The following is a 527-nucleotide window of genomic DNA, read 5'->3' as shown; positions in this document are numbered from 1 at the left end:
AGGAACAGTTCCGGTGCTACCGGGACAAGCGGGCCAACCGGTGCCGGGCACAGCGACGGGCACGAGGAGCCAAACAGTGCCGGGCACGGCGAGCCAAACAGTGCTGGGCACGACGACGGCAGTTCCGGCAGTGCCGGGCACAACGGCGGGTACGGCGACGGGCACGACGCGGGCAGTTCCGGCGGCGGGGAGGCGGCAGGTCCGGGCCCGTCGTCTTCGATTCGGCCGCAGGTGCTGGTCACCGTGCCGGTGTTCTCCCTGATCGGCCTCACGGACGAGCCCGCAGTGCTGGACGGGCACGGCCCCATCCCGGCCTCGATGGCACGGGACCTCGTCGCCGGCGGGGCGGACTCGTTCCACCGGGTCCTGGTTGACCCGCGGGACGGAGCACCACTGGAAATCGGCCGCACCAGCTACCGGGTAACCAAGGCGATGCGGACCTGGCTCAGGCTCCGGGACGGAAAATGCCCCTTCCCCGGCTGCAGCAACAGCTCCCTGGACAACGAAGCCGACCACCTCCTCGCCTG

1 pseudogene is annotated in these 527 nt (G+C 70.8%); it reads left to right on the top strand.

Annotated features, from left to right (window positions below):
* Window positions 1–527: pseudogene (locus FHJ30_RS21830) on the top strand (DUF222 domain-containing protein); the annotation flags it as partial.

The sequence above is a fragment of the Arthrobacter sp. BB-1 genome, from assembly GCF_006151685.1.
In the GTDB taxonomy this organism is placed as follows: Bacteria; Actinomycetota; Actinomycetes; order Actinomycetales; family Micrococcaceae; genus Arthrobacter.
Note: the sequence above shows the minus strand (reverse complement) of the source record. Positions and strands in the feature narration are given on the sequence as shown.